The sequence below is a fragment of the Streptomyces sp. CC0208 genome (assembly GCF_003443735.1).
In the GTDB taxonomy this organism is placed as follows: Bacteria; Actinomycetota; Actinomycetes; order Streptomycetales; family Streptomycetaceae; genus Streptomyces; species Streptomyces sviceus.
The window spans coordinates 8,083,576-8,100,897 of sequence record NZ_CP031969.1 but is presented as its reverse complement, the minus strand read 5'-3'; the positions used below and the strand labels follow the sequence as shown (position 1 = coordinate 8,100,897).

The window sequence follows — 17,322 nt, the reverse complement described above, 5'->3', positions numbered from 1 at the left end:
TCACGAGCCTACTCGGCGGGCCGCCCAGCGGACGACGGGTTCCAGGTAGACGACGTGCGGACCGGCGAGGTCCGGCAGTTCGGCCGGTGAGCCGACGAGGGCGATCCGGTCGAACTCCGGGGCGCGCCCTCGTACCGTCTCGGCGGCCACGAGTGCCTCGAACCGCTCGTGGAGCAGGGGCGCGGGCAGGGGCGGCGCCAGGTAGTGGACGCCGATCTGTCCGTCCTCGCCGTGGGTGACCAGGCAGCGGGTGAGGTCGGCGGCCGGGAGGTCCACGCCCGTCTCCTCGGCCAGCTCCACCGCCGCGTGGCGGCGCAGCGCGTGCTCGTCGAGCGGCTCGTCACCTGCGGGTGGTTCCACCGATCCGCCGGGGAACTGCCAGCGGCCGGGCGCGGCGGTGGACGAGGACATACGGCCCACCAGTACCCGTCCGTCCTCGGTCGGCTGCACGATGCTCACGAACAGGGACCGCAGGACGGTGGCGCCCGGGACGCGGCGCAGGGCGAAGTAGCGGTAGGTGGCGCGGGACCAGGAGACGAGCAGGGTGTCCGGGGTTTCCCGGGACAGTCCCGCGCAGACCGCCACGGGACCGTCGAAGAGGGCCGGGTTGGCCAGGACCGCGGTGTCCCACTCGCGGTCCATGGCTGTCCGTGCCTCGGCCGGGACCACCGGGGACGCCACCTCGACCAGGCGCAGCCCCCCGGCTTCCAGCAGTTCAGCCACGGGTCAGTGCCCCCAGCGGATCGTCCAGCACCGGCTGCCACGCCAACTCCGCCGCTCCGACAAGGCTGTTGTGGTCCAGGGTGCAGGCCAGGATGGGGACACCGCCGCTCTGTCCCCACAGGCTGCGGTCGGCGACGACCGCGCGCAGGCGCCCGGGGTCGGCGTCCAGGAGGGTGCGGTGGAGGCCGCCGAGGATGATCCGGTCCGGGTTGAGGATGTTGACCAGACCGGCGAGTCCCAGGCCCAGGCGGTCGATCAGCGACTCGGCCGCCGTACGGACGGCGGGGTCGTCGTAGTGGTCGCGGACGAGGTCGTCGGCCTGCCGGAGCAGGGACTGTTCGGGGCCGGGCTCGAGTCCGGCGGCCGTGAGCAGGGCCAGCGGGTCGGCCTCGACGTCCAGGCAGCCGCGGCTGCCGCAGTGGCAGGGGCGGCCCTCGGGGTTCACGGTGAGGTGGCCGACTTCCAGGGCCAGTCCCGAACTGCCCGTGTGCAGACGCCCGTCGAGCACCAGCGCGCCGCCCACACCCCGGTGTCCGGTCGCCACGCACAGCAGGTCACGGGCGCCGCGGCCCGCGCCGTGCCGGTGCTCGGCGAGCGCGGCGAGGTTGACGTCGTTGCCCGCGAAGGCCGCCCCGGTGATGCCGGCGGCGCGCACGCACTCGTCGAAGATACGGCGGACGGGGGCGCCCGCGGGCCACGCGAGGTGCAGGGGGTTGAGGGCGAGCCCGTCGGGTTCGGCGACCGCGGACGGCACGGCGAGTCCGGCGCCCACGCAGCGCCGGCCGGTCGTGCGCAGCAGGTCGGCGCCCGCCTCCACGACGGAGCCGAGGACCTTCGCCGGGTCGGCGTCGACGGTCTCGCAGCCGGGCGCGGTGGCGACGATACGGCCGCCCAGACCGACCAGGGCGGCCCGGAAGCCGTCGGCGTGCACCTGCGCGGCCAGTACGACGGGACCGTCCTCGGCGACCGCGAGCCGGTGCGAGGGCCTGCCCTGCGAACCGGCGGCCGCGGTGGGCCGGGCATCGACCCGGATCAGCCCGAGCGCCTCCAGTTCCGCGGCGACCGCGCCGGCCGTCGCCCGAGTCACCCCGAGTTCGGCGGTGAGCACGGCCCGGGTGGGCGCGCGCCCGGTGTGCACGAGCTCCAGCGCGGGCCCGAGCGCACCGCGCCCCCGGTCCAGCCGCGCCCTCGAGGTGGTCCCTTCCCCCGCCGGCCGGGGGTCCGCCTTGCCGCTCATGAGGGCGAGTCTCCCATGATCCGCTCGTCACCCCCGTCTAGAGACCGCTGACCCGCAGCGTGATGTTCAGCCGTCCCGTCAGCCCCAACTCCGGGGGCGCGGTGCCAGGATGCACCCGGGGTACCCCGTGGTACGCGAGTCTCGACGGGCCGCCGAACACGAACAGGTCGCCGCTGCGCAGCTCGACGTCCGTGTACGGCTTGGTCCGGGTCTCGGGGTTGCCGAACCGGAAGACGCAGGTGTCGCCGAGGCTCAGGGAGACCACGGGGGCGTCCGACTTCTCGTCGCTGTCGCGGTGCATGCCCATGCGGGCGTCCTGGTCGTAGAAGTTGATCAGTGCGATGTCGTATCCGGAGGCCTCTGCCTCCAGCGCGTCCCGCACGGCTGCCCGGCCCAGCTCACCCAGCCAGTGCGGGAAGGGCTTCACCGGTGCCCCGTCGCCGTCGACGACCGTGCGGGCGTAGGCGTACGGGTACCAGTGCCAGCCCAGGCAGACCTGCCGTGCGGTCATCGTGCCGCCGCCCGGGGTGCGCACCGTGCGCAGTCCGGCGGGCGGCCGTGCCCACTCCCGGCAGGCCTCCAGCAGTTCGCGCTGCCGCGCCGGAGCCAGCCAGTCCGGCACGTGCACCGCGCCCGGCGCGACCTCCGTACGCGCTCTGGGGAACAGCTCGGCTTCCATGGGTTCCATCCTGCCCGAGGGGCCTGAGCTGCGGCTCCGATAGCCTGGACGCACGATGGACGACCGAATGACGACGCCCTGGGGCGAGCTCGCCCTCACCCGCTTCCCCGAGGACCCGCGCGACCGGCTGCGTGCCTGGGACGCCTCCGACGAGTATCTGCTGAGGCATCTCGCGGACGAGCAGGTGGCGCTGTCCGGCACCGTCGTCGTGGTCGGGGACCGCTGGGGCGCCCTGGTCACCGCGCTGGCGGCGCACCGGCCGGTGCAGATCACCGACTCCTTCCTCAGCCAGGAGGCGACCCGGGCCAACCTCGGACGGGCCGGCGTCGAACCCGGCACCGTGCGGCTGCTCACCACACAGGACCCGCCGCCCGGCCGGGTCGACGTCCTGCTGGTGCGCGTGCCGAAGAGCCTGGCCCTGCTGGAGGACCAGCTGCTGCGGCTGGCGCCCGCGGTGCACGAGGGCACGGTCGTCGTCGGCACCGGCATGGTGAAGGAGATCCACACCTCCACGCTCCAGCTGTTCGAGCGGATCCTCGGCCCGACCCGCACCTCGCTCGCCGAGAAGAAGGCCCGGCTGATCTTCTGCGCGCCGGAGCCGTCGCTCGTACGGCCCGAGAATCCCTGGCCGTACGGCTACACGCTCCCGGACGGCATCGGTGCCGCCTCCGGACGGCCCGTCGTCAACCACGCGGGCGTCTTCTGCGCGGACCGGCTCGACATCGGCACCCGGTTCTTCCTCCAGCACCTCCCGGACAGCCGCGGCTCCCAGCGGGTCGTGGACCTGGGCTGCGGCAACGGGATCGTCGGTACGGCGGTGGCTCTGGCCAACCGCGAGGCCGAGGTGCTGTTCGTCGACGAGTCCTTCCAGGCCGTGGCCTCGGCGGAGGGGACGTACAAGGCGAACGGGGTGCCGGGGCACGCGGAGTTCCGGGTCGGGGACGGTCTGGCGGGCGTTCCGAAGGACAGCGTCGACCTCGTGCTCAACAACCCGCCGTTCCACTCCCACCAGGCCACGACCGACGCGACGGCCTGGCGGATGTTCGCCGATGCGCGCAGGACGCTACGGCCCGGCGGTGAGCTGTGGGTGATCGGGAACCGGCACCTCGGGTACCACGTGAAGCTGCGGAAGCTGTTCGGAAACAGCCAACTGGTGGCCAGTGACCCCAAGTTCGTGGTGCTCAAGGCGGTAAGAAGGTCGAGTGACTGATTCCTCGACGCGGGACTTTTACGACTCGCTGGCTCCGGACTACCACCGGATCTTCGCGGACTGGGACGCGAGCATCGCCCATCAGGCGGGGGCACTGGGCGCCCTCCTCGGGCCGGGCCCGCACCGGGTTCTGGACTGCTCGTGCGGGATCGGGACCCAGGCGATCGGGCTGGCGCTGGCCGGGCACCAGGTCGTCGGCAGCGATCTCAGTCCCGTCGCGGCCACGCGCGCCGCAGCGGAGGCGGCGGCGCGCGGCGCCCGGCTGCCGACGGCCGCCGCGGACATGCGGCGGCTGCCGTTCGTGTCGTCCGTCTTCGACGTGGTCGTCTGCGCCGACAACTCCATGGCTCATCTGCTGACGGCCCCCGATGTGGCGGCCGCGCTGGCGGACATGCGGCGGGTGCTGCGGGACGGGGGGCTGCTGCTGCTCCCCCTCAGGGACTACGACGAGATCCGCCGGACCAGGCCCGGGGCCGCGCCTCCACAGGTCTCCGAGAGCTCCGACGGCCGGGTGATCACCTTCCAGCTGTGGCACTGGCACGAGGACGGCGAGCGCTACGACCAGGAGTACTTCCAGCTGAGGCCCGGCGGCGGGGACGACTGGGCCGTCCGTGTCCGTCGTACGACCTCCTGGGCGCTGACGCGTGCGCAGTTGACGGAGTTCGTGGCCGCGGCCGGTTTCGTCGACCTGCGGTGGCACGATCCGGTGTCCAGCGGGTTCTACCAGCCCGTCCTCACCGCCCGAGCAGCCGGATGATCCGCCGGGCCGCCTCGACCATGGCGTCCCGCCCGGCACTCAGGTACGTGCGCGGGTCCACCGCTTCGGGGTGAGCGGCCAGGTACTCCCGGATCGCGCCGGTCATGGCGACGTTCAGCGCCGTGCCGACGTTGACCTTGGCGATACCGCCCGCGACGGCCGCGGTGAGTTCCTCGTCGCGGACTCCTGAGGAGCCGTGCAGGACGAGAGGGACGTCCAGGGTGGTGGCGAGACGCTTGAGGAGGTCGTGGTCGAGCGTCGCGGTGCGCTCGGTCATCGCGTGGGCGCTGCCGATGGCCACGGCGAGGGCGTCCACACCGGAATCGGTGACGAAGGCGCGCGCCTCGGCGGGGTCGGTGCGGGCGCCGGGGGCGTGGGCGTCCAGCGGAGGCCGGCCCTGTTTACCGCCCACCTCCCCCAACTCGGCCTCGATCCACAGTCCTTGGGAGTGTGCCCAGTCGGCCGCGGCCCGGGTCGCGGCGAGGTTCTCGGCGTAGGGCAGGTGGGCCGCGTCGTACATCACGGAGCCGAAGCCGGCGTCGGCCGCCTGGCGGAGCAGGTCGTCGCTCTGGACGTGGTCGAGATGCAACGCGACCGGTACGGCGGCCCGTTCGGCCGCGGTGACGGCGGCGCGGGCCAGCGGGTGGAGGCGGCCCTGGCGGAACTTGACGGCGTTCTCGCTGACTTGGAGGACGACGGGCGTGTCCAGGGACTCGGCGCCGGCGATGACGGCCTCGACGTGTTCCAGGGTGATGACGTTGAAGGCGGCGACGGCGGAGCGGGCGGTGGCGGCCCGGGTGACGAGCTCGCCGGTGGTGGCCAGGGGCACGGGGTCTCCTAGGGGCGGGCGAGGATCACCGAGCGGGTGAGGTGGCGGGGCCGGTCCGGGTCGAGGCCGCGGACCGCGGCGACGGCGACCGCGAGGCGCTGCACGCGGACCAGTTCGGCGAGCGGGTCCAGGGCGCCCGGGACCCACAGTCCACCGGTCTCCCGCACCTGTTCGGCCAGTCCCTCGGGGGGATCGCCGAGCATCCAGGTGGCGGTGCCGTGGGTGGTGATGCTGATGGGGCCGTGCCGGTACTCCATCGCCGGGTAGGCCTCGGTCCAGGCGAGGGAGGCCTCGCGCATCTTCAGTCCGGCCTCGTTGGCCAGCCCCACCGTCCAGCCGCGGCCGAGGAAGGTGAACTGCGTGCACTGGACGAGCCCTTCGGGCAGGGGTGTCGAGAGCGCGGTGCGGGCGTCGGCGACGACGGCATCGGTGTGCAGGCCCAGGTGGGCGCGGAGCAGGGTCAGGGCGGTGGTCGCGAACCGCGTCTGGACGACGGAGCGTTCGTCGGCGAAGTCGAGGACGACGACCTCGTCGGCGGCGGCCATGACGGGGGTGGCGGGGTCGGCGGTGAGGGCGGTGGTGCGGGTGCGCCCCTTCAACCGGTCCAGCACGTCGAGGACTTCGGTCGTCGTACCGGAGCGGGTGAGGGCGACGACCCGGTCGTACGAGCGGCCGTGCGGGAACTCCGACGCGGCGAAGGCGTCCGTCTCGCCCTGGCCCGCGCCCTCGCGCAGCGCCGCCACCGCCTGCGCCATGAAGTACGAGGTGCCGCACCCGACGAGGGCGACCCGCTCCCCCGCTGCCGGAAGCGCGTCGGCGTGGCGTGCGGCCTCCGTGGCCGCACGGGTCCAGCACTCGGGCTGGCTGGTCAGCTCGTCCTCGACATGGGTCATGCCGTACGCCTCCGTCATTTTGATTGTTCTTGCAAGATACAGCGCACTTTCGAGCACAATCAAGCATTCGCACGCAAGGACGGTGCGCTATGGTCGCCAGAGGTGGAGGAGCGGAGGGTAGGGATGTCCCGGGACGCCCGGTGGAAGACGCTGCTGGAACTGCTCGTCGAGCGGGGCCGGCTGGACGTCGAGGAGGCGGCCGCCGATCTGGAGGTCTCGGCCGCCACGATCCGCCGTGACTTCGACCAGCTGGCCGAGCAGCAGATGCTGGTGCGCACCCGGGGCGGAGCGGTCGTGCACGGGGTGTCGTACGAGCTGCCGCTGCGGTACAAGACGGCCCGCCACGCCTCCGAGAAGCAGCGCATCGCGAAGGCGGTCGGGGAGCTGATCGCGCCCGGTGAGGCGGTGGGGCTGACCGGGGGCACGACCACGACCGAGGTGGCGCGGGCGCTCGCCGTGCGCGGGGATCTCGCCAGCGGCTCCCCCGCGCTGACGATCGTCACGAACGCCCTCAACATCGCCAATGAGCTGGCCGTACGCCCCCAGTTCAAGATCGTGCTGACGGGCGGGGTCGCACGCCCGCAGTCGTACGAGCTCGTCGGGCCGCTCGCGGACGGCGTGCTGAGCCAGATCACCCTCGACGTGGCGGTGCTCGGTGTCGTCGCCTTCGACGTCACGCACGGTGCCGCCGCCCACGACGAGGCGGAGGCCGCGATCAACCGGCTGCTGTGCGAGCGCGCGGAGCGGGTGGTCGTCGCCGCCGACTCCAGCAAGCTGGGGCAGCGCGCCTTCGCCCGGATCTGCGCCGCCGAGAAGGTCGGCACACTGGTCACGGACGCGGCGGCGGCGCCGGAGACGGTCCGGCGGTTCGAGGAGGCGGGGCTGCGGGTCCTCACCGTGTGAAGGCCGGGCGACACGGTGTGCGGGCCGTTCCCCTGACACCCGTGGCCGATCCTGCCTAGGCTGATCCGCAGGAGGCTGCGATGAACGGATCAGCCAGAGATCAGATGGGCTACCTGCCGATCGCCGAGCACGGTCTGATCGGCGACCTGCGCAGTGTGGCACTGGTCGGGACCGACGGCACCATCGACTGGTACTGCTGCCCGTCCTTCGACGCACCGAGTGTCTTCGCGTCGATCCTGGACTCGGAGCGCGGCGGCCGCTTCGAGCTGGCGGCGACCGTGCCGGCGCGGACGAAGCAGTTCTACTTCCCCGACACCAACGTCCTGATCACCCGGTTCTACACCGAGGACGGTGTGGGCGAGGTCCAGGACTTCATGCCGGTCGACGGCGACACGGTGGAGAGCGAGCGGCACCGGTTGATCCGGCGGGTGGTGTGCGTGCGCGGTTCCATCCCGTTCCGCACGCGCGTGGCGCCGCGCTTCGACTACGGCGCCCAGCCGCACACCGTACGCATGGTCGGTGACGTGGCCGTCTTCGAGTCCCCGAAGCTGTCGCTGGGCCTGACCGCGACCGTGCCGCTGGAGACCGAGGGCCCGGACGCGCGGGCCGACTTCAAGCTCTCCGAGGGCGAGTCGGCGGTGTTCGCGCTGGACCAGGTCGGCGGCGAGGTGACCCCGCGCCGGTGCGCGCGCACCGAGGCCGAGGAGCAGTTCAACAGCACGGTCGCCTACTGGCGGCACTGGCTGTCCGCCTCCAAGTACCGGGGCCGCTGGCGGGAGATGGTGCACCGCTCCGCCCTCACCCTCAAGCTGCTCACCTACGCGCCCACCGGCGCCATCGTGGCCGCGCCGACCACCAGCCTGCCCGAGCAGCTCGGCGGCGAGCGCAACTGGGACTACCGGTACGTGTGGGTGCGGGATGCCGCCTTCTGCGTGTACGCGCTGCTGCGGCTCGGCTTCACCAGCGAGGCCGAGGCGTTCATGGACTTCCTCATCCGGCACGTCAGTCCGGTCGATCACGGCCCCTCGGGGCCGCTCCAGATCATGTACGGCATCGACGGCCGCACCGATCTGACGGAGCGTGAACTCGGCCACCTGGAAGGGCATCGGGGCTCGGCGCCGGTCAGGGTCGGCAACGCGGCCGCCGACCAGCTCCAACTCGACATCTACGGCGCCCTGATCGACTCGATCTACCTCTACGACAAGTGGGCCAAGCCGATCTCCAGCGGCCAGTGGGACGACGTGTGCACGCTCGTGGAGTGGGTGTGCGAACACTGGGACCAGCCCGACGAGGGCATCTGGGAGACCCGCGGCGGCCGCAAGAACTTCCTGTACTCCCGGCTGATGTGCTGGGTGGCGATCGAGCGGGCGATCCGCATGGCCAACCGGCGCGGTCTGCCGGCCGACCTGAACCGCTGGCGGGAGTGCCGGGACGCGATCTACCGGCGGATCATGGACCGCGGCTGGTCGGAGACCCGGCAGGCGTTCGTGCAGCACGAGGACGGCGATGTGCTGGACGCGGCCGTCCTGATGATGCCGCTGACCAAGTTCATCGCGCCGACCGACCCGAAGTGGCTGTCCACGCTGGACGCGCTGACCGAGGAGCTGGTGTCGGACTCCCTCGTCTACCGCTACGACCCGACGGCCAGCCCCGACGGACTGCGCGGCGACGAGGGCACCTTCTCGATCTGCTCGTTCTGGTACGTCGAGGCGATGGTGCACGCCGGCCGGATCGACGAGGCGCGCCTGGCGTTCGAGAAGATGCTCACCTACGCCAACCATCTGGGCCTGTACGCCGAGGAGATCAGCAACACCGGCGAGCAACAGGGCAACTTCCCGCAGGCGTTCACCCATCTCGCCCTGATCAGCGCCGCGTTCAACCTGGACCGGGCCCTCGGCTGACCAGGCTCGTCACAGACGGAATAGCCATCGGCCGGTCCCGCGTTGCCGTCAGCATGACGACGAACGCGCCGCGACCCGAGGTCCTGCGATACACCGCCTTCTCCAGCTCTCCCGAGGGCGGCAACCCCGCCGGCGTCGTACTGGACGCCTCCACCCTGGACGACGGGGACATGCTGGCCATCGCCGCCGAGCTCGGGTACTCCGAGTCCGCCTTCCTGACCGCGCCGCCCGAAGACCTCGACGGGCCCGAGGGGCGGACGTTCACCATCCGCTACTTCAGCCCCAAGGCCGAGGTGCCGTTCTGCGGGCACGCCACCGTCGCGACCGCCGTCGCGCTGGCCGAGCGGATCGGCCCGGGAGAGCTGGTGTTCGCCACCCCTGCCGGGACCGTGCCGGTGTCGGTGGCCGAGGAGGGCGGGACGGTCCGGGCCACGCTCACCAGCGTGGCACCGCATGTCGAGGAGGTCTCCGAGGCCGACCTCGCGGAGGCGCTGGCCGCGCTCGACTGGCCGGCCACCGATCTCGACCCGGCGTTCCCGCCCAGGATCGCGTTCGCGGGTGCCCGTCATCTCGTCCTGGCGGCGGCTACTCGCACGCGCCTCGCGGAGCTGGCGTACGACTTCGCGCGCCTCGAAGCCCTGATGCACCGACTGGACCTGACCACGGTGCAGTTGGTGTGGCGGGAGTCGGCCACCGTCTTCCACGTCCGTGACCCGTTCCCCGTCGGCGGTGTCGTCGAGGACCCGGCGACCGGTGCGGCGGCCGCGGCGTTCGGTGCGTACGCCCGCGAGCTCGGGCTTGTCCCGGAGGACGCCGTCCTCACCCTGCACCAGGGCGAGGACCTGGGGCGCCCGGGCGAGCTCACGGTGACCCTGCGCGCGGGCGACCCCCGGGTGCGGGTCGGGGGCGCGGGGGCCCTCATCGGCTGAGGGTCAGTGGCCGTGTGCGCCGGAGGACTCGTGGGGAGCCTCGTCCATGGGCGCGGCGGCCGCTCCTCCCGTGCTGACCGTGAACGCGGCGGTGTGCACCTCGCCGTCGTGCTTGAAGTCGAGGAAGAGCCGGTAGGTGCCGCTGCTGGGCGCCGTGGCCGTGAAGGAGATGCCCGGACCGGCGGCAGTGGTGCCGTCGCCGGGCTCGCCGTTCGGGTGGACGTGGAGGTAGGCGAGGTCGCCGGAGCGCAGGGCGACCAGGTGGCCGTAGGCGCCGAGGTAGGGCTGGAGGTCGGTGACCGGCCTGCCGCCTCGGGAGACGGCCAGTTTCAGCTCGTGGGCGGCGCCGGGGCGCAGGGCTCCGCCGAGCTTCACCTCGTAGCCGTCGGTCGTGGTGGTGGTGTTCGGCGTCGGCAGGTTCTGAGGCGCGTAGCTGCCCGACACGGCCAGATCCGTACCGAGGGTGAGGTTCTCGGCGCCCTTCTTCGCCGGGGTGAAGTCGGCGAACACCCGGTAGTCGCCCGCCCGGGGCAGGGACACGGGGATGCTCCACGTTCCGTCGGCGGCCCGGGTGGGGTGCAGATGACGGTAGGTGTTCAGGTCGCGTGAGGCGACGACGAGGTGGAGTTCCTTGTCGTGCTCCCGACGGAACGCGGTGACCACGCGGCCGTCGTCGCCCCGGACGGCGAAGCGGAGAGCGGCGGTGCGTCCGGCCGCGAGGCGAGGGGTCCGCAGATCGAGGGTGTAGCCGTTCTCGGAGATCTGGAGGCCGCCGGCCGGGGCCCTCTCGTGCCCCGAGTGTCCCGGGCGCCCCGGTTCTCCTGGGTGCTCCGATTGCCCTGAGGCGGCGCCCATGTGCGCGTCGTGACGGGCGGGCGGCTCGTCGTCGACGACCGGGCCCATGCCCTGGCCCACGCCGTAGGCAGTGCCGAACGTCGCGGCCAGCGCGGCGGCGAATGCGGTGATCTTCAGTCCAGCGTGCATGACCGGCTCCTCCGGCTCGACAGGGGCTCCCGATGCACTTCACCATACCCCTGGGGGGTATGAAGTCAACCCGCTCGATCGCTTGCTCTGAATACCTACCCGGGGTATACAGGAGTCGCATCGCAGAATACCCCCACCCGGTATCCAAGAGGAGCGCCGATGACCATCACCGCAGCGGCTGAGACCGAGCTCGCCATCGGCGGCATGACCTGTGCCTCGTGCGCGGCGCGCATCGAGAAGAAGCTCAAACGGATGGACGGGGTCACCGCCACCGTCAACTACGCCACCGAGAAGGCCAGGGTCACCCACGCCGCAGGTGTGTCGGTCCAGGACCTCATAGCGACCGTGGAGAGGACCGGATACACGGCCCGGGAACCGGCACCACCGCAACCGTCCGCGCCTGAGGACGGGGAATCCGACGAACTGCGGTCCCTGCGCGAGCGGTTGACGACTGCCGCCGTGCTGGCGGTACCCGTCGTCGCGATGGCGATGGTTCCGGCACTGCAGTTCGAGTACTGGCAGTGGCTGTCCCTGACGCTGGCGGCGCCCGTGGTGACGTACGCCGGATGGCCGTTCCACAAGGCGGCGTTCACCAACGCCCGGCATGGCGCGGCCACCATGGACACACTGACCTCGGTCGGCACGACGGCTGCCTTCGGCTGGTCCCTGTGGGCGCTGTTCCTCGGGACCGCCGGCACGCCGGGCATGAAGCATCCCTTCGAGCTGACGATCGCCCGCGGCGAGGGCGGCGGGAATCTGTATCTGGAGGCCGCGGCCGGGGTCACCGCGTTCATCCTGGCCGGGCGGTACTTCGAGGCCCGCTCGAAGCGCAAGGCGGGCGCGGCCTTGAAGGCGCTGCTGGAGCTGGGCGCGAAGGACGTGACCGTGGTGCACGCGGACGGTCACGAACAGACCGTGCCGGTCGGGGAGTTGAAGGTTAGAGACCGCTTCCTCGTCCGTCCCGGCGAGAAGATCGCCACCGATGGGACCGTCGTCGAAGGCTCCTCCGCCGTGGACGCCTCGATGCTCACCGGTGAGTCGATGCCGGTGGAGGTGGTGCCCGGCGACGCCGTCACCGGTGCCACCCTCAACGCGGGCGGACGGCTCGTGGTCGAGGCGACCCGGGTCGGCGCGGACACCCAACTCGCCAGGATGGCCAGGCTGGTCGAGGACGCGCAGAACGGCAAGTCGGCCGCGCAGCGGCTCGCGGACCGGATCTCCGCGGTGTTCGTGCCGGTGGTGATCGCGCTCGCGCTGGGCACCCTGGGCTTCTGGCTCGGCAACGGCGCCGGTACGGCCGCCGCGTTCACCGCCGCCGTCGCCGTGCTGATCATCGCCTGCCCGTGCGCCCTGGGCCTGGCCACGCCGACCGCGCTGCTGGTCGGGACGGGTCGCGGTGCTCAACTCGGCATCCTCATCAAGGGCCCTGAGGTCCTGGAGTCCACGCGCAAGGTCGACACCGTCGTCCTGGACAAGACCGGCACCGTCACCACCGGCCGGATGACCCTGCTGGCCATGCACACGGCCCACGGGACCGACGAGGCCGAAGTCCTGCGCCTGGCAGGCGCTCTGGAGCACGCGTCGGAGCACCCGGTGGCCCGCGCGGTCGCCGACGGAGCGCTGGAGAAGCTGGGTTCACTGCCCGTGCCCGAGGACTTCGCCAACGTTCCGGGGCTCGGCGTGCAGGGAATCGTCGACGGTCACGCGGTCCTCGTCGGACGTGAGCGGCTGCTCGCCGACTGGGCAATGGAGCTGCCCGGGGAGCTCAGGCTCAGGAAGGACGCCGCGGAGTCGGCCGGTCGTACCGTCATCGCGGTCGCCTGGGACGGTGAGGCAAGGGCCGTGCTCGAAGTCGCCGACGCGGTCAAGGACACCAGCCGTGAGGCCGTCACCCGGCTGCGTGGTCTCGGGCTCACCCCGATCCTGCTGACCGGTGACAACCGGGCCGTGGCCGGGTCGGTGGCCCGCGAGGTCGGCATCGACCCCGGGCAGGTGATCGCCGAGGTGCTGCCGCAGGACAAGGTCGACGTCGTCAAGCGGCTTCAGGCGAAGGGCCGTTCGGTCGCGATGGTCGGCGACGGGGTCAACGACGCCGCCGCGCTGGCCCAGGCCGACCTGGGCCTGGCGATGGGCACGGGCACCGATGCCGCGATCGAGGCGGGCGACCTGACCCTCGTCCGGGGCGACCTGCGGGCCGCGGCGGACGCAATCCGGCTCGCCCGCCGGACCCTGGGCACGATCCGCTCCAACCTCTTCTGGGCCTTCGCCTACAACGTGGCCGCGCTGCCGCTCGCCGCGGCGGGGCTGCTCAACCCGATGCTGGCCGGTGCGGCGATGGCCTTCTCATCGGTGTTCGTGGTCGGCAACTCGCTGCGGCTGCGGGCGTTCCGAGCGGCATGACCCGGCGGGCAGGGACTCCCAACTCAGGAGGCCCTGCCCGCCCGGCTCAGCCGGGCCGTGCGGCGAGAAGGAGCGGTAATTGGCCGCCCCGCCAAAAGGCGTGCGCGCTCCAGGCCGCGGTGATCCCCTCAGCTCTGGGATGTGGTGGCCAGTCGAACGTGAACGGCGGTGAGGGCGAGCGCCAACGGTCCGGGGACCAGGAAGGCCAGCGGCACCAGCATCCAGGCGCACAGAGCCGCCGTTGCCACAGCGAGCAGCACCAGGGCACTCCCGCCCACGTCCCGTACGGCATCGTGGGCGGCCTCACGCACGGCGGCCGGCCAGTCGGTGACCGACTCGGGGCGGGCGCAGGCCCTCAGGCCCACCACCAGGGCGGCCGTGCCGATGCCAGCGGCCACCACCGCGAACAGCGGCGCCCCCGGCAGCCCGGCCCCGACGAGCGCGAGGTCCGCCAGGAACAGCAGCGCACCGGCCAGGGCTACGGCGCCCGCCGCCAGGTCGCCGGCCCGCGACCGTCGCCGTAGCGCCGCGAAGTACCGTCCCGCGGTGGCGGGTCGCCCCTCCCCCGCACCCCGCAGGACCGCGCACGCGGTGGACAGGGCGGCCGGGGCCGTCACAACCGGCAGGCACACCACGGCTGTTGCCAGGCCGACGCTCAGCATGTCGGCGAACAGGGTCATCCGGGGTCCGAAGACCTCGCCGGGTTCACGAGCACGCATCCCGGTCATCCCTTGAGTCCCGAGCTCGCCATGCCCTCCACCAGGAACCGCTGGAAGGCGAGGAAGAACAGCACGATCGGCAGCAGCGCGATCACCGACATCGCGAACATCGGGCCGAACGCCGACTGGCTGGAGGCGTCCACGAACGACCGCAGGGCGAGCGTGAGCGTGAACTTGTCCGGGTCGAAGAGGTAGATGAGCTGGGTGAAGAAGTCGTTCCAGGTCCAGATGAAGGTGAAGATCGCCGTGGTGATCAGCGCGGGCCTGGTCAGCGGCAGCACGATCTGGAAGAAGCTGCGGAACGGACCGCAGCCGTCGATGCGGGCGGCCTCCTCCAGTTCACGCGGCAGACCACGCATGAACTGCACGATGAGGAAGACGAAGAACGCCTCCGTGGCCAGGAACTTGGGCAGGATCAGCGGCCAGTAGGTGTTCACCAGGCCGAGCTGGTTGAAGATGATGTACTGCGGGATCAGGATCGCGTGGTGCGGCAGCATGATCGTGGCGATCATGAAGGCGAACATCGGGCCACGGAAGCGGAAGCGCAGCCTTGCGAAGGCGTAGGCGGCCAGCGAACAGCTGATGACGTTGCCGAGGACCGCGCCGCCCGCGATCAGCAGGGAGTTGGACAGCAGCCGCCAGACGGAGACGTCGTTGACGCCTCCGAAGGCGGTCCGGTAGTTGGACCACTCCAGGTGGCTGGGCAGCAGGTCGAGGCTCGCGATGACCTCGTCGGCGGGCTTGAGCGAGGTGGCAAGGAGCCAGGCCAACGGGTAGAGCATCACGAGCAGGGCGGCCAGACAGCCCAGGTGCAGGGCGACGCGGCTCCACCGAACGGGCTTGCGGGCGGCGGCAGTTGACATGGAGGTCATCGGTCCCCCTCGGACGCGTAGAAGACCCAGGATCGCGAGGTACGGAACAGCACCGCCGTGACGACGCCGATGACCAGCAGCAGCACCCAGGCCATGGCGGAGGCGTAACCCATGTGGGAGGCGACGAAGCCTCGGTCGTAGAGGTACATCGTGTAGACGAGGGTGGAGTCGGCGGGGCCGCCCTTGCCCGCGCTCACCGCGAATGCGGGTGTGAAGACCTGGAAGGCCTGGATGGTCTGGAGGACCAGGTTGAAGAAGAGGACCGGGGACAGCATGGGCACGGTGACGGACACGAACTGCCGCCACCGGCCGGCACCGTCGACCGCCGCCGCCTCGTACAGCTCCGCGGGGATCTGCTGCAGACCCGCCAGGAAGATGACCATCGGCGCGCCGAACTGCCACACCGTCAGCAGCGCGACGGCGAGCAGCGCCCAGCCGGGCCTGTTGACCCAGCCGCCGGTGCCGAACAGGTTGTCCACGGTGCCGCCGTCGTTGAAGACGGCCCGCCAGACGAGCGCGATCGACATGGACGCGCCGAGCAGCGAGGGGGCGTAGAACGCGGACCGGTAGAAGGCCTTGCCGCGTTTCATGGACTTCAGGGCGAGCGCGACGAGCAGGGCCAGCGCCAGCTGCAGGGGCACGGCTATGACGACGTACGTCACGGTCGTGAGGACGGAGCGCCAGTACCGCGGGTCCTCGGTGAACATCTGCGTGTAGTTGCGCAGGCCCACCCAGTGGGGCGGGTCGAAGAGGTTGTAGTCGGTGAAGGACAGGTACAGCGAGACGGCCATCGGGAGCAGGGTGAGGACGCTCGCGCCGAGGACCCACGGGGAGAGGAACACCCAGGCGGCGCCCTCGCGTTCGCGCTTGGGGTGGCGCTTCGGGGTGGCGGCGGGGGCTCGCTTCTTCCCAGCGGGGATCGCGGTGGTGGTGGTCATGACCTCAGCTCCGCCTTCGCCTCGGTGACGTAGTTCTCGGCCGCCTCGCGGGGCGACATGCGCGCGTAGGACACCTGGTCGTAGTCGCGCTGGAAGGTGGTCTGGAGGGCGTTGTCGCCGGAGGGCGGGGCCTGCGGCGGATCCTTCAACTTTCCTTCCAGGGACGCCTGGTAGTCGGCGACCGTCCTGTCGAAGTCCTTCAGGAGGGGCGCGGTCTCCTTGCGGACGGTCTCGTTGACGGGGATGCCACGGGTGGCGCCGAGGATCTTCGCCGCCTCCTGGTCGTTGAGGAGGAAGTCGACGAGCTGGGCCGCTTCCTTCGCATGGCCGGTGTGGGCGGAGACGCCGAGGAACATCGACGGCTTGAAGTACTGGCCGGGTGTGCCGTCGGAGTCGGACGGCATGGGCGCCAGGGCGATCCCGGTCGGGACGATCGCGAGGTAACCGCTCGACGGGGCGTCCCAGTTGGTGTCGGAGACCGCCTTGCCGCGGCCGAGCGGGGTGTTCTCCACGGAGCCGTCGAGCTGGGTGGTCTGCTCGGCCGGGGAAACAACCCCCGCACGCCGCAACGTGTCGGTGAAGGTCCACCACTCGGCGAGGTCGTCGGCGGTGAAGCCCAGTCCGCCGCTCTTCGTGTAGAGGGCCTTGCCCCGGCCACGCAGCCAGACCTCGAAGGCGTCCTCGCTCTGGCCGGGGTCGGTGGCACCGGGCTTGCCGGTCCTGTCCCGCAGTGCGCGCACGGCCTCGGCCCAGTCGTCCCAGGTCCAGCCCGCGCGAGGGAGCGGGACTCCGGAGTCCTTCCATGCCTTGACGTCGTAGACGACGGTCTCGGTGCCCCGGCCCTGCGGGATCGCGTACTGGACGCCGTCCACGCGGCCGGTGGCGAGCAGCCCGGAGTCGATCTCCGAGGTGCGCAGAACGGCCCTCTGCTTCGCCAGGTCGAGCAGGACCCCGCCCGAGGCGTACTGGTCGATCTGGCGGTAGTCGAGCTGCATCACGTCGGGTGCGTCGCCGCCCGAGGCCTGGACGGCGAGCTTCTGCTTGTAGGCGTCGTATCCCGAGAACGACGTCTGTACGGATATGTCCGGGTGCTGTTTCTCGAACAGGGCGACGGCCTGTTCGGTGCGCTCCGCGCGGTCGGGGTTGCCCCACCACGTGTAGCGCAGCACGGCCTTGCCGCCGCCGACCGACTCCCCGGAGTCCCCGCAACCGGCCGCCAGCGCGCAGAGCACGAGTGCGACGGCCGAAGCGCAGAACCCCTTTGTCCTGTGTCCGGGCATGCCGAGGTCACCTCATCCCTTCCTCGGACTTTCTACGGCCCCCCTCGGAACTCCCTCCAGAACGAACG

At 71.7% G+C, this 17,322-nt stretch carries 16 protein-coding genes; 6 read left to right on the top strand and 10 right to left on the bottom strand.

Annotation, left to right across the window (positions count from 1 at the left end):
• Genes D1369_RS37145 through D1369_RS37135 form a run of 3 tightly spaced genes read right to left on the bottom strand, consistent with a single transcriptional unit; the run spans position 1 to position 2,639 of the window.
• Positions 1 to 723 carry an NUDIX hydrolase gene (locus tag D1369_RS37145; protein ID WP_007380075.1) on the bottom strand — a complete coding sequence of 241 codons (723 nt, stop codon included), beginning with the start codon at positions 721 to 723 and terminating at the stop codon, positions 1 to 3.
• On the bottom strand, positions 716 to 1,960 hold the full coding sequence (locus tag D1369_RS37140) for an ROK family protein (protein ID WP_118082880.1): 1,245 nt from the start codon (positions 1,958 to 1,960) through the stop codon (positions 716 to 718). Before D1369_RS37140 ends, D1369_RS37145 begins: the two co-directional genes overlap by 8 nt.
• 37 nt (positions 1,961 to 1,997) lie before the next feature.
• Positions 1,998 to 2,639, bottom strand: a complete 642-nt coding sequence (locus D1369_RS37135) for an alpha-ketoglutarate-dependent dioxygenase AlkB (RefSeq protein ID WP_118082879.1) — start codon at positions 2,637 to 2,639, stop codon at positions 1,998 to 2,000.
• Positions 2,640 to 2,706: 67 nt separating this feature from the next.
• Between D1369_RS37135 and D1369_RS37130 the strand changes: the two genes are divergently transcribed.
• Both D1369_RS37130 and D1369_RS37125 read left to right on the top strand, forming a co-directional pair.
• A complete protein-coding gene (locus D1369_RS37130; RefSeq protein WP_037898995.1) occupies positions 2,707 to 3,849 on the top strand; it encodes a methyltransferase in 1,143 nt (380 codons plus the stop codon).
• A complete protein-coding gene (locus tag D1369_RS37125; RefSeq protein WP_118082878.1) occupies positions 3,842 to 4,606 on the top strand; it encodes a class I SAM-dependent methyltransferase in 765 nt (254 codons plus the stop codon). Before D1369_RS37130 ends, D1369_RS37125 begins: the two co-directional genes overlap by 8 nt.
• Here the strand turns inward: D1369_RS37125 and D1369_RS37120 are convergent.
• A complete protein-coding gene (locus tag D1369_RS37120) occupies positions 4,584 to 5,435 on the bottom strand; it encodes a class II fructose-bisphosphate aldolase (protein WP_007380079.1) in 852 nt (283 codons plus the stop codon). The two genes, D1369_RS37125 and D1369_RS37120, sit on opposite strands and share 23 nt — an antisense overlap.
• A gap of 8 nt (positions 5,436 to 5,443) precedes the next feature.
• A complete protein-coding gene (locus D1369_RS37115; protein ID WP_118083170.1) occupies positions 5,444 to 6,328 on the bottom strand; it encodes an SIS domain-containing protein in 885 nt (294 codons plus the stop codon).
• 123 nt (positions 6,329 to 6,451) lie between these two features.
• Here D1369_RS37115 and D1369_RS37110 point away from each other — a divergent pair, with 123 nt between their 5' ends.
• The 3 genes from D1369_RS37110 to D1369_RS37100 all read left to right on the top strand — a co-directional run bounded on the left by D1369_RS37110 (position 6,452) and on the right by D1369_RS37100 (position 10,061).
• A complete protein-coding gene (locus D1369_RS37110; protein ID WP_007380080.1) occupies positions 6,452 to 7,231 on the top strand; it encodes a DeoR/GlpR family DNA-binding transcription regulator in 780 nt (259 codons plus the stop codon).
• Positions 7,232 to 7,311: 80 nt separating this feature from the next.
• Positions 7,312 to 9,132: a glycoside hydrolase family 15 protein gene (locus tag D1369_RS37105; protein ID WP_237557595.1), complete on the top strand. Its 1,821-nt coding sequence runs from the start codon at positions 7,312 to 7,314 to the stop codon at positions 9,130 to 9,132.
• A 53-nt stretch (positions 9,133 to 9,185) separates the two neighbouring features.
• Positions 9,186 to 10,061: a PhzF family phenazine biosynthesis isomerase gene (locus D1369_RS37100; protein ID WP_118082877.1), complete on the top strand. Its 876-nt coding sequence runs from the start codon at positions 9,186 to 9,188 to the stop codon at positions 10,059 to 10,061.
• Positions 10,062 to 10,064: 3 nt separating this feature from the next.
• Here D1369_RS37100 and D1369_RS37095 read toward each other — a convergent pair whose 3' ends face one another.
• Positions 10,065 to 11,045: a hypothetical protein gene (locus tag D1369_RS37095; RefSeq protein ID WP_037898997.1), complete on the bottom strand. Its 981-nt coding sequence runs from the start codon at positions 11,043 to 11,045 to the stop codon at positions 10,065 to 10,067.
• A 159-nt stretch (positions 11,046 to 11,204) separates the two neighbouring features.
• Here D1369_RS37095 and D1369_RS37090 point away from each other — a divergent pair, with 159 nt between their 5' ends.
• A complete protein-coding gene (locus tag D1369_RS37090; protein ID WP_007380084.1) occupies positions 11,205 to 13,445 on the top strand; it encodes a heavy metal translocating P-type ATPase in 2,241 nt (746 codons plus the stop codon).
• A gap of 128 nt (positions 13,446 to 13,573) precedes the next feature.
• On the opposite strand, the gene D1369_RS37085 is transcribed toward D1369_RS37090, so the two are convergent.
• Genes D1369_RS37085 through D1369_RS37070 form a run of 4 tightly spaced genes read right to left on the bottom strand, consistent with a single transcriptional unit; the run spans position 13,574 to position 17,254 of the window.
• Complete coding sequence (locus D1369_RS37085; protein WP_118082876.1) at positions 13,574 to 14,173, bottom strand: hypothetical protein; 600 nt, start codon at positions 14,171 to 14,173, stop codon at positions 13,574 to 13,576.
• The gene (locus D1369_RS37080; RefSeq protein ID WP_037899002.1) at positions 14,170 to 15,036 is read right to left on the bottom strand and encodes a carbohydrate ABC transporter permease; all 867 of its coding nucleotides are present in this window, start codon (positions 15,034 to 15,036) and stop codon (positions 14,170 to 14,172) included. Before D1369_RS37080 ends, D1369_RS37085 begins: the two co-directional genes overlap by 4 nt.
• Complete coding sequence (locus D1369_RS37075) at positions 15,033 to 15,974, bottom strand: sugar ABC transporter permease (RefSeq protein ID WP_007380086.1); 942 nt, start codon at positions 15,972 to 15,974, stop codon at positions 15,033 to 15,035. Before D1369_RS37075 ends, D1369_RS37080 begins: the two co-directional genes overlap by 4 nt.
• Positions 15,971 to 17,254, bottom strand: a complete 1,284-nt coding sequence (locus D1369_RS37070) for an ABC transporter substrate-binding protein (RefSeq protein ID WP_007380087.1) — start codon at positions 17,252 to 17,254, stop codon at positions 15,971 to 15,973. The genes D1369_RS37075 and D1369_RS37070 overlap by 4 nt, the downstream gene beginning before the upstream one ends.
• Positions 17,255 to 17,322: the final 68 nt, after the last annotated feature.

Bases quoted from the DNA above. Each gene is read 5' to 3' on its own strand.
- D1369_RS37070 (WP_007380087.1), bottom strand. From the start codon at position 17,254: ATGCCCGGACACAGGACAAAGGGGTTCTGCGCTTCGGCCGTCGCACTC.
- D1369_RS37115 (WP_118083170.1), bottom strand. From the start codon at position 6,328: ATGACCCATGTCGAGGACGAGCTGACCAGCCAGCCCGAGTGCTGGACC.
- D1369_RS37130 (WP_037898995.1), top strand. From the start codon at position 2,707: ATGACGACGCCCTGGGGCGAGCTCGCCCTCACCCGCTTCCCCGAGGAC.
- D1369_RS37100 (WP_118082877.1), top strand. From the start codon at position 9,186: ATGACGACGAACGCGCCGCGACCCGAGGTCCTGCGATACACCGCCTTC.
- D1369_RS37080 (WP_037899002.1), bottom strand. From the start codon at position 15,036: ATGACCTCCATGTCAACTGCCGCCGCCCGCAAGCCCGTTCGGTGGAGC.
- D1369_RS37140 (WP_118082880.1), bottom strand. From the start codon at position 1,960: ATGAGCGGCAAGGCGGACCCCCGGCCGGCGGGGGAAGGGACCACCTCG.
- D1369_RS37110 (WP_007380080.1), top strand. From the start codon at position 6,452: ATGTCCCGGGACGCCCGGTGGAAGACGCTGCTGGAACTGCTCGTCGAG.
- D1369_RS37090 (WP_007380084.1), top strand. From the start codon at position 11,205: ATGACCATCACCGCAGCGGCTGAGACCGAGCTCGCCATCGGCGGCATG.
- D1369_RS37075 (WP_007380086.1), bottom strand. From the start codon at position 15,974: ATGACCACCACCACCGCGATCCCCGCTGGGAAGAAGCGAGCCCCCGCC.
- D1369_RS37135 (WP_118082879.1), bottom strand. From the start codon at position 2,639: ATGGAAGCCGAGCTGTTCCCCAGAGCGCGTACGGAGGTCGCGCCGGGC.
- D1369_RS37085 (WP_118082876.1), bottom strand. From the start codon at position 14,173: ATGACCGGGATGCGTGCTCGTGAACCCGGCGAGGTCTTCGGACCCCGG.
- D1369_RS37105 (WP_237557595.1), top strand. From the start codon at position 7,312: ATGAACGGATCAGCCAGAGATCAGATGGGCTACCTGCCGATCGCCGAG.
- D1369_RS37095 (WP_037898997.1), bottom strand. From the start codon at position 11,045: ATGCACGCTGGACTGAAGATCACCGCATTCGCCGCCGCGCTGGCCGCG.